The sequence below is a fragment of the Anaerosporobacter sp. genome (assembly GCF_031551385.1).
In the GTDB taxonomy this organism is placed as follows: Bacteria; Bacillota; Clostridia; order Lachnospirales; family Lachnospiraceae; genus Anaerosporobacter.
Genome location: NZ_JAVBNS010000213.1, coordinates 1 through 9,043 on the forward strand (window position 1 = coordinate 1; position 9,043 = coordinate 9,043).

Here is a 9,043-nt window from a genome sequence, read left to right on the forward strand (position 1 = left end):
CAAGACTAGATCAAATGGCATATAATAAAAAGAAAGATATAACACAGATTAATGAAGTAATGGATGAGTATGCAAGAAAATTTGTAACACAACAAGTGAACTATATGAGTTTTTTTGCAGATAATTCAACATTAAGGCAAATTGATTCAAATTTGATCCGTAGGAATATATTGAAAAATAAGCCAGAACATTTTATGAGAGATCAGTTGATTATATATTTGACAGACCATATGAAATATACATTCACTCGTGAGCCAGAACTTGGACAATCAAAGAGAGAATTAGATGTATATTTTGATGTTAGAGGTGAGTTGTACTTTATTGAGATAAAATGGCTTGGTATTTCAATAAATGATCAAGGAACAGGATTATCAACAGAATATACCGATTCACGGGCAAGAAGTGGCGTGACTCAGACCCTAGAATATATTGAAGAATTAATGAATTCAACAGAAAAAGGACTAAGACACGGATATTTAGCAATTTATGATGCACGGGATGTTAAGAATGATATAGACTTTCAGGGGTATACATTTGTAAGAGAAGAACTAAAAAGATATATGCAGAATTTTAGTATACTTAAAATAATTCCTTTGGAAAAGAAGCATCCAGCATAGATTAGAATATGTTTATGCAGAGTTACATATTTACAGGAGAGAACTACTATGAAAAAAACGGTGCTAATACTAGTGGCTTTATTACTTGTTCTTAATTTAATGGCATGCAGTAAGGATGCGCCAGCTATTGATACAAGCAATGAAAAGAAAATTTCAGAAAAAGCGATTCAAGAGAATGAACTTAAAATGAATGAACCCATTGAAGAGATATTCGATTTTGAACCTTACTTTAATTCTATAAAAGGTTGTACTGTCATTCTGGATGTTGAAACTAACACATATTATACTTATAATATGTCTATGGTTGAAAAGCAAGAATCACCGTGCTCTACATTTAAAATTATCTCCACCTTGCTTGGGCTAAAATATGGCATCATAGATAATAAAAATTCAACTATGGGATATGATGGATATGAGTACTCTATTTCAGAATGGAATACAGATGTTACATTAGAAAATGCCTTTCGAACATCATGCATATGGTATTTTAAAAACGTAATTAACCAAGTGGGTCAAGAATCCGTAAAAAGGGAATTGGAGGATTTACAGTATGGGAACTGCGATGTTAGTGAATGGAACGGAAGTGATGTTAATCCATCAGATAGTTTGAATGGGTTTTGGTTAGAATCTTCTTTAAAAATATCTCCGATTAACCAAGTACAAGTTATTGCAGATATTTTTGAGGGAAATGCAGGATATAAAGAAGTCGATGTATCATTACTTAAAGAGATAATGTTAATTAAAGAGATGGAAAATGAGGGTGTTAAGGTCTATGGAAAGACAGGGACGCGAACAGTTGGGACTGCATGGCTTGTAGGCTTTGCAGAGAAAAACAATAAAAAGTTTTACTATGCAATATATGTTGATGATAGTCCGGAAAAAATTTCAGGCAATAAAGTAAAAGAGATTGGTTTTGAAATATTAAAGGATTTCCTAAAAGATACATAAAATTCCATTAGATTTGCAGAAGGCTAAAATAGTTGATTTTCTAGTGAGTGTCCAGTATAATAACAGCGTGGCAACACTTTGGCAACAGAAAATCAGTAAGCCAGAATAAACTATGTAATTGAGATAAAATAAAGGCATTTTCCATATAGAACTTAAACAAAATAGTTTAAGAAGAACCATGAACTTGCCGAGTTTGAATAATACCAACTTAATACAAATTATTTTACATGACAGGTGGTCTTTGTGATTGCCTGTTATATTTATATTATCCCAGTTGCTCAATTCAAATGCAAATTTTGTTGTCAATGCCAATGTCATAATCAATCTACGTTTGTTAATAGAAAAGTAATTTGATATGTGATAAAATGGCTTAAACGGTTTTTAACTATTTCAATGCGAAAGGTGAATAGTGATGTACTTATCACTATTATCAATAAAGAATTGTTGGTGTTTTGATGAAGAAGACCATATAATTACCTTTAAAAAGGGCTTAACAGTTTTAGCTGGGGAAAATGATTCGAGTAGTTTCAATATAATTGGCCGACAAAACGGCACATGAGTGTGCCGATTTGAAAAAATGGGAAGGTGAGTAACGTGAGCTATATTGTAAAAGCGTGGTACGAAACAAAAGAAAACGTAAATGAAATGATCCAATGGGAAAGACCTAATCTAAAGAAATGGGAACTAGCTGTTACAAGGTTCTTTCCTAAAAATGCAAAGCTTTTAGATATCGGATGTGGGTTAGGCAGAGAAGCTTTTGTTTTATCTGACATGGGTTTTAAGGTTGTAGGAATTGATATTTCGCAAGAAGTCATTCAACAGGTCGTGGCGTTGTCGGCACAAAAAGGGTACGATATGGATTTTCGCTTATATGATGGACATATGTTACCTTTCGAGGCGGATTCTTTTGACGTCATTATCATATGGGCTCAAACATTTGGTTTGATATATGGGGATGAATGCAAGCACGATTTTCTATTGGAATGTAAGCGCATCTTAACAAGTGATGGTTTATTAAGCTTTTCAGGTCATGATTACAATTTTGAAATGGATAATTACAAGAACTGTATGAAAGAAGGGAAATTTTATCCATATGCGGATACAGAGCTTTATTGGGAGACCTTTCAGCCTAATGACCTAATATCCTTTGCAAAGAATGCTGGATATACAGTTATCCTTTGTGAGAAAGGTGAAATATATACTTCAGAAGATGGGACGATAATACATTGCTTATGCAGAAAAGAACTTTAAGGAGGGAAAGTATGAAAAAACGGTGGGTCATTTTATTATCTATGGGAATCCTCATCGGATTGACTGGATGTGGAAAGGCTGCTTTGCATAATATAGTGTCTGATGTAGAGGAATCGGTGACAACTGAGGAAGAAACACTGCCGAATTGTGTGGAAAAAAATGAGAAACAGAATGATGTATATGACACTGTTCTGGCAGAATATGAGGACATGGTCAAAAATGGTTTTTAACACAGATTCTGGAGAGTGGAGATATAGATGCATATGATGCAAGTTTTGGGGTAGACATCGGAATAGAGATTGGAACTCCGCCATGGTATTATGACCTATATACATTTGACGGAACAAATGTAATCCATGTTTTTCCAGGTATGGAGTTTGGATACAGGACCAATTTTGCACTTTTAGAAAATGCCATAATAGAAGTGCAGGGCAGCTACAGCGCAGCAGAATCAGGGATTGATTTCTATCGAATCAGTGGCGATGACATGACACCCGAACAAGTAGATTCATTTTGATGGTTGGTGCTATGAAAGGTGAGACTGTTACCTTCCAATATTTCCAAAATGGGAATGAAATTTCAGAGCAGGAGTATCAGACCAAAATTAAGAGTTATGGTGAGAAAATCACCACATCGTTGGAATGGATGCAAATTAATTCGTTATGAAGAATAAAGCAGCCAGTGAAATTCCAATTTGGCGGAGCAACAATATTATCATCAATGAATGATTTCATATTACAAAAGGAAAATCAGGGGGGTTAAGATGAATGATAAAGTAACATTGCCAAAGTCGTGGCAGAACAAATTTAAAAGTGAAAAGTTAAAGGATGCTATCGCAGATATAGGGATGTGGTTTCAGGCTCCAGATCCAATGTCTGTAGAGGGAAGAGCACGTTTGAAAAGGAATGAAGCTATTTTTCTACTTGCAGAATCTCTATCGGTAGATTATGCATTTGAACCGAATGAGAATGGTGATTTTGAATTAATTCCAGCATCTGTGGAACACCAGGGAATTGGATTTTCGGTTAGTTCTGTGCTTGAGGGGGTAGAACTTGATGTCTATTTTTTTCCATGTGATTATTCAGAAGATTCGAGACGCAAATTGCCACCATATTCCGTTAGAGTTCCTGTTGCATCTACAGCAAATATTGAATGTGTAAAGGAATGCGTGGAACAATACTTTTCTATGTATAAAGATAAACGAATTGCAAGCATCCCATTCTCGTTTTCACGTGTAGCAACATTAGAAGGGAACTTTATTGATGATTTTGCAAAGACGAGGAAGATCTGCAAAGATGCGGTAGCAGGCGGAGAAGAGTATGAGATTGAGAATTGTAAGAGATTCCTCGAATTTATAAAAAGCGCTGGGATTGTTTGACAATAAAAGAAAAAAATAACTGGACGGAGATAAGGAATATTATGAATATTTTATTGTTTGGTATATCAAATGTAGGTAAAACAGCAATAGGGAAAATAATGGCACAGAAGCTAAATTATGATTTTTATGATATTGATGATGAGGTGAAGCAATATTACGGATATAAAAATATGGATGAATTTATTCACAAAAATGGATATGTGGTAGAAAGAGATCAAAAAAGAAGCTATATTATAGGCTTGGTTGTTAAAAAAGACGGGAATAAGGTGATCGCTGTTCCGCCTATTTACTACACTAGATATTGTATGAATAGTCTGAAGAAGGTATCTGCGGAAGTGATTAAAATTGAGATACAAGATACTCCAGAAAATATATTTAATAGATTGATATTTGCAGATGATAATGATCAACTATATCATGATGATGAATATAAGAATGCACACAAGTCGTACTATTTAAAGCAAATAAAACAAGATATTTCGGGTTACAAAGTTGCTTTTTCAAAGATTGAAAATAAGATTGATATCACTGGAAGAAATGCAGAGGAAGCAGCAAATTACATAATTTCAATGATGAATTTTAATGAGAGATGAGGAAACATGTCGACCATGGATATTAAGACAACTTCAATTTGTAAAGGGTTAAAACAGTTGATTTTCTAGTGAGTGTCCAGTATAATAACAGCGTGGCAACACTTTGGCAACAGAAAATCAGTAAGCCAAAATAAAATGTGTAATTGAGATAAAATAAAGGTATTTTTCACACGAAAACTAAGCTAATATGTTTAGTAACAACCATGAACTTGCCGAGTTTGAATGATTGAAAATTTTGCATAGATTATTTTAAATGACAGGTAGTCTATTGGATTGCCTGTCGTATTTATATTATCTCTATTTTTCAACTAAAGGGCAAAATTTTGTTGCCAATGGCACAACACATTAGCTGAATAGGTTTGTGAAAACATAGCATCATATTAAAAGGGAAGATTCGGAAAAACGATGAAAAAGACAATTATAAAAGCGGTACAGTATAGTTGCTTTTGGAAAGGAAGGACATATGTTGCCAGACAACAATGAATACAAAGATTTGATTGAAGAAATAAAAAGTAAAGTTCGCAAAGCCCAATACCGAGCTATGGTTAAAGTGAATGGTGAAATGATTCAGTTATATTGGAGTATTGGAAAAGAATTGAATGAACAGGTGCAATATGGCAATGCATTTATTGATACACTGGCTAAGGAAATTAAGCTGGACTCACCAAAAATGAAAGGATTTTCTGCAAGAAATCTTCGATATATGAAAAAGTTTGCAAAAGAAATAACGGATTTAAACTTTTTGCAGACGGTGTCTGCAAAATTGACATGGTCGCATAATCTTGTTCTTTTGGAAAAGCTGGATAGTATGGACGAGCGATATTGGTATGGTACAAAAGCTATTGAAAACGCATGGTCGGTGGACGTACTTGAATTTCAAGTTGCAGGAAGACTAATAGATAGGCAGAATAATCCGAATAAAGTGCAAAATTTTGAACTAAGGCTACCGAAGGCGCAGAGCGAGTTGGCAATTCAGACAATGAAAGATCCATACATTTTTGATTTTGTTGAAGTACGAGAAGGAATGGTTGAACGAGATATAGAAAACGAATTGATAAATCATATCACAAATTTTTTATTGGAGATGGGTTCAGGATTTGCCTATATGGGACATCAAAAATTGCTTAAAGTCGAAGAGGAAGAATTTTACCCTGACCTTTTATTTTATAATACAATTCTTCATTGTTATGTGGTAATTGATTTGAAAATGAAAAAAAATTAAGCCAGAATATGCTGGAAAAATGAACTTCTACCTTTCTGTTGTAGATGAGCAGTTAAAAACAGAAACAGATAATCCATCCATAGGTTTGATTTCATAAAAAGCATCAAAACTAAACAAAAGTGTTTAGGTATACCATTGAACTTGCCGAGTTTGAATAGTTGACAAAAATCTAGGATACCCTAAAATAAAAGGCTTGGTATTTTACTGAAGGTGGAGAATGGATCAAGAAGTTAATCGCATTAATAAAGAATTGAAAGAAGTCAAGGCTAGGCTTAACAAACGGAATAAGTGGTTGGAAGAAAAACATAACGAAACACTAGAACCTCAGAGTATCATTGAAGAAGAGGAAGAGTTTTATCTGGATCTCTTATCTTATAATACAATTCTTCATTGTTATGTTATAATTGACTTGAAAATGGGTCAAAAGGAATAGGCATGTCCTTCTTGGATGTAAATTTGTTTGACAGAGTGTTTGATGAATTGAAATTAAAAGGTTGATAATCGTAGGATATGAAGAAACAGAGGAAAAAGAGGTATAAATATGGTTTTGTCGAATGAACAATCAAAGCTATTTTATGATTTATGGATTCCGCTATTAGATTACATAAATCAAAAATACAAACTGGTAAAGGAGTTATATGGGATGACTTCGCCCAAAGGATTACCGATTGAAAGTGTTATGAAGATAACAACCAAACTTTGGGAAGACGTATCTGTTATTGACGAATACTTAAACTTGCATTTGGATAAAATGAAGAAAGAGCAAGTAACCATTATGAAAGGATGGAAGAAGGTTGTTCATGGAAAATTTGTAGTTGAAAGACATTTAAAATCGGGTTCAGTATTGGTATCTTGTGATAAAGAAGAGGTATATATTGTATGTGGCATTTATTCCAGTTGGCGAGAAATGTTAGATGGTTTTCCTATGCCGCAGATTGTTCAGACATCACTCATTCCTTTTGATAACGTTATAATACATGATGGTATTGTACAACCAGATGGTATTTGTCTAGGAAAAAATATGGCGGATGAGGCACGGCAGATTTATTTGAATGCAAAAGAAAAAGACTCTTTGATTAAAGTAATACTTTCCTAAGCACCCAGTTTTCCAACCATTCCATCCATATAAACAACAAATAAAATAGCAACAAGTAATTTTTTCATTAGAATTCCTCATTATAAATCCACGACTATTCATTTTTTAAAAATTCCCTATAGTGAGAGGAATTCCTCCATTCATCTAAGGTGAATACTTGACCTTCCAGTAGATAATACCAGAGAACTTCATCAAAATTTTCGCTGACAAAGAACCCTGTATATTTCATCAAGGTCAGTAAATGCTTGCATTGTAAAGCGTGCATTATCATTGCTTTTTTCAGAAATATATTTAGAATAATCATTTAATTCAGGAACAGCCTGCTCCACACAATCCATTGCCATTAATTGTATTCTTGAACCTTCAGAATAACCTGCATAAGAATCAGAGGAAGACGCTAAATTGTCTGTATCCTCCATATCAGAGGCTTCATTATCTGATTCCTTTGTAATGGGATTGTCCTGTGCTATCATATTTGATTCGATCGTGTCATGATTGGTGTTTTGTTCGGTTGTCTCTTCAATCATATTTGTATTCTCAGTTGACTGGTGAAGTTCAAAGGTATCATCTACATTCTCCTCTCGCACCATTAGTGCGAGTTTTTGTTCTATTAGATGGAAGGTGCAAATGGTTGACAATGTAAATCAAAAAGTGTATATTATTGTTAAAGGAGTGTGATAATTATGGCAACAGTACCAACACAAATAAGAATTGATGAAGAGTTGAAAAAACAAGCGGTAGAGTTGTTCGGACAACTCGGAATGGATATGTCTAGCGCTACAAATATGTTCTTAAGACAATGTGTATTAAGAGGTGGCTTACCTTTTAGCGTGGAGATACCAAATTATAAACCAGAAGTGATAGAGGCTATGGAAGAAGCCAAAAGAATTAGCAAAGATCCAGATACTAAGAAGTACAGTAGTTTTTCAGAAGCCTTAGAGGATATGGAGCTATGACATACCAATTAATATTAACTGGAAAGTTTAAAAAAGGTTTAAAGCGTGCGAAGAAACGAGGCTTGGATATAGCGTTATTGGATTCCATAGTAGAAAAATTGATTCATGGGTTAACACTGGATGAAAAGTATAGAGATCATGAACTTAAAGGAAAATATACCGGTTTTAGAGAGTGCCATATCCAACCAGATTGGCTACTTATATACTTATTGGAAGATGAAGTTCTGACATTAACTCTAGTTGACACAGGGACGCATTCTGATTTGTTTGATATGTAGCAAGAGAATAATAAGATATAATTGTAATGAATCAAGTGGCAACATTTTGGCAACAAAAAATCAGTAAGCCAAAATAATATGTGTAATTGAAGTAAAAAGTCGGCATAAAAAGCAATGAAACTAAACAGAAATAGTTAAGAACACTATTGGACTTGCCGAGTTTGAATAATACCAATTTAATACAGATTATTTTATATGACAGGTGGTCTTTGAGATTGCCTGTCATATTTATATTACCTCAGTTGTTTAACCCAAAAGGTCCAACTTTGTTGCCAATGTTAGAAAGTAACCTTTACGGGGAAAATCATGGTAAATGAGAGTGCACTATGTTAAAATATATATGTTGCAATGAGAAATAGAATTAGAATTTTCAGAGGAAAATCAAATGAATTTACATCTTTTAAGTCAAGCAGTATTGCAAATATTGGGCTTGAAGTATGCAACGGTAAAATATAGAAAGATGCAAAAGGCTATTGATAGTTATGTATTAAAAGTAGAATATGCATTACCCTTTGATGGTGAATGGTACACAATAAATGGGGGAGTCACAAAAAATACATCTCATTCGTGGGAAGTTCTACCCCAACGTTTCGCCTATGATTTCGCTAGTGTTGATGAGGAAGGTGAGAGCTGACACGGGGATAAAAAGGATTTGCATAACTATTACTGTTATGGAAAGGACATACTTGCACCAGCGGATGGTG

Annotated in this window: 15 protein-coding genes; 14 read left to right on the forward strand and 1 reads right to left on the reverse strand. The window is 34.0% G+C overall.

The features are described 5' to 3' along the window. From RMR19_RS16395 to RMR19_RS16440, 11 genes are all read left to right on the forward strand, one after another. Window positions 1–617, forward strand: a 617-nt coding sequence (locus RMR19_RS16395; protein ID WP_310604580.1) for a hypothetical protein, incomplete at its 5' end; no start/stop codon positions are given. Window positions 618–665: 48 nt separating this feature from the next. After that, on the forward strand, window positions 666–1,565 hold the full coding sequence (locus RMR19_RS16400) for a penicillin-binding transpeptidase domain-containing protein (protein ID WP_310604581.1): 900 nt from the start codon (window positions 666–668) through the stop codon (window positions 1,563–1,565). 594 nt (window positions 1,566–2,159) lie between these two features. After that, a complete protein-coding gene (locus RMR19_RS16405) occupies window positions 2,160–2,816 on the forward strand; it encodes a class I SAM-dependent methyltransferase (protein ID WP_310604582.1) in 657 nt (218 codons plus the stop codon). A gap of 11 nt (window positions 2,817–2,827) precedes the next feature. After that, the gene (locus tag RMR19_RS16410) at window positions 2,828–3,046 is read left to right on the forward strand and encodes a hypothetical protein (RefSeq protein ID WP_310604583.1); all 219 of its coding nucleotides are present in this window, start codon (window positions 2,828–2,830) and stop codon (window positions 3,044–3,046) included. 140 nt (window positions 3,047–3,186) lie between these two features. Beyond that, on the forward strand, window positions 3,187–3,333 hold the full coding sequence (locus RMR19_RS16415) for a hypothetical protein (RefSeq protein WP_310604584.1): 147 nt from the start codon (window positions 3,187–3,189) through the stop codon (window positions 3,331–3,333). A gap of 246 nt (window positions 3,334–3,579) precedes the next feature. Then, entirely contained in the window at window positions 3,580–4,194 is a 615-nt protein-coding gene (locus tag RMR19_RS16420) for a hypothetical protein (protein ID WP_310604585.1), read from the forward strand. A gap of 41 nt (window positions 4,195–4,235) precedes the next feature. Continuing rightward, window positions 4,236–4,787 (forward strand): shikimate kinase, encoded by a 552-nt coding sequence (locus RMR19_RS16425; protein ID WP_310604586.1) that lies wholly within the window; start codon window positions 4,236–4,238, stop codon window positions 4,785–4,787. Between the two features lie 463 nt (window positions 4,788–5,250). Then, window positions 5,251–6,009 (forward strand): PDDEXK nuclease domain-containing protein, encoded by a 759-nt coding sequence (locus RMR19_RS16430; protein ID WP_310604587.1) that lies wholly within the window; start codon window positions 5,251–5,253, stop codon window positions 6,007–6,009. A 19-nt stretch (window positions 6,010–6,028) separates the two neighbouring features. Continuing rightward, the gene (locus tag RMR19_RS22185; RefSeq protein WP_442871549.1) at window positions 6,029–6,106 is read left to right on the forward strand and encodes a hypothetical protein; all 78 of its coding nucleotides are present in this window, start codon (window positions 6,029–6,031) and stop codon (window positions 6,104–6,106) included. Between the two features lie 120 nt (window positions 6,107–6,226). After that, entirely contained in the window at window positions 6,227–6,442 is a 216-nt protein-coding gene (locus tag RMR19_RS16435) for a hypothetical protein (RefSeq protein ID WP_310604588.1), read from the forward strand. 108 nt (window positions 6,443–6,550) lie between these two features. Next, window positions 6,551–7,105, forward strand: coding sequence for a hypothetical protein (locus tag RMR19_RS16440; protein WP_310604589.1), 555 nt, complete (start codon window positions 6,551–6,553; stop codon window positions 7,103–7,105). Window positions 7,106–7,296: 191 nt separating this feature from the next. Here the strand turns inward: RMR19_RS16440 and RMR19_RS16445 are convergent, their stop codons facing one another. Beyond that, complete coding sequence (locus tag RMR19_RS16445; protein WP_310604590.1) at window positions 7,297–7,695, reverse strand: hypothetical protein; 399 nt, start codon at window positions 7,693–7,695, stop codon at window positions 7,297–7,299. A gap of 93 nt (window positions 7,696–7,788) precedes the next feature. On the opposite strand from RMR19_RS16445, the gene RMR19_RS16450 reads away from it, so the two are divergent. The 3 genes from RMR19_RS16450 (at window position 7,789) to RMR19_RS16460 (ending at window position 8,973) form a co-directional block, all read left to right on the forward strand. Beyond that, on the forward strand, window positions 7,789–8,061 hold the full coding sequence (locus RMR19_RS16450; protein WP_310604591.1) for a type II toxin-antitoxin system RelB/DinJ family antitoxin: 273 nt from the start codon (window positions 7,789–7,791) through the stop codon (window positions 8,059–8,061). Then, entirely contained in the window at window positions 8,058–8,339 is a 282-nt protein-coding gene (locus RMR19_RS16455) for a type II toxin-antitoxin system YafQ family toxin (RefSeq protein WP_310604592.1), read from the forward strand. The genes RMR19_RS16450 and RMR19_RS16455 overlap by 4 nt, the downstream gene beginning before the upstream one ends. Before the next feature lie 385 nt (window positions 8,340–8,724). After that, on the forward strand, window positions 8,725–8,973 hold the full coding sequence (locus RMR19_RS16460; RefSeq protein WP_310604593.1) for a hypothetical protein: 249 nt from the start codon (window positions 8,725–8,727) through the stop codon (window positions 8,971–8,973). Window positions 8,974–9,043 lie beyond the last annotated feature (70 nt).

Excerpts from the sequence above, each read along its gene's own strand:
- RMR19_RS16400 (WP_310604581.1), top strand. The coding sequence starts at position 666 with ATGAAAAAAACGGTGCTAATACTAGTGGCTTTATTACTTGTTCTTAAT.
- RMR19_RS16410 (WP_310604583.1), top strand. The coding sequence starts at position 2,828 with ATGAAAAAACGGTGGGTCATTTTATTATCTATGGGAATCCTCATCGGA.
- RMR19_RS16415 (WP_310604584.1), top strand. The coding sequence starts at position 3,187 with ATGGAGTTTGGATACAGGACCAATTTTGCACTTTTAGAAAATGCCATA.
- RMR19_RS16420 (WP_310604585.1), top strand. The coding sequence starts at position 3,580 with ATGAATGATAAAGTAACATTGCCAAAGTCGTGGCAGAACAAATTTAAA.
- RMR19_RS16425 (WP_310604586.1), top strand. The coding sequence starts at position 4,236 with ATGAATATTTTATTGTTTGGTATATCAAATGTAGGTAAAACAGCAATA.
- RMR19_RS16430 (WP_310604587.1), top strand. The coding sequence starts at position 5,251 with ATGTTGCCAGACAACAATGAATACAAAGATTTGATTGAAGAAATAAAA.
- RMR19_RS22185 (WP_442871549.1), top strand. The coding sequence starts at position 6,029 with ATGAACTTCTACCTTTCTGTTGTAGATGAGCAGTTAAAAACAGAAACA.
- RMR19_RS16435 (WP_310604588.1), top strand. The coding sequence starts at position 6,227 with ATGGATCAAGAAGTTAATCGCATTAATAAAGAATTGAAAGAAGTCAAG.
- RMR19_RS16440 (WP_310604589.1), top strand. The coding sequence starts at position 6,551 with ATGGTTTTGTCGAATGAACAATCAAAGCTATTTTATGATTTATGGATT.
- RMR19_RS16445 (WP_310604590.1), bottom strand. The coding sequence starts at position 7,695 with ATGGTGCGAGAGGAGAATGTAGATGATACCTTTGAACTTCACCAGTCA.
- RMR19_RS16450 (WP_310604591.1), top strand. The coding sequence starts at position 7,789 with ATGGCAACAGTACCAACACAAATAAGAATTGATGAAGAGTTGAAAAAA.
- RMR19_RS16455 (WP_310604592.1), top strand. The coding sequence starts at position 8,058 with ATGACATACCAATTAATATTAACTGGAAAGTTTAAAAAAGGTTTAAAG.
- RMR19_RS16460 (WP_310604593.1), top strand. The coding sequence starts at position 8,725 with ATGAATTTACATCTTTTAAGTCAAGCAGTATTGCAAATATTGGGCTTG.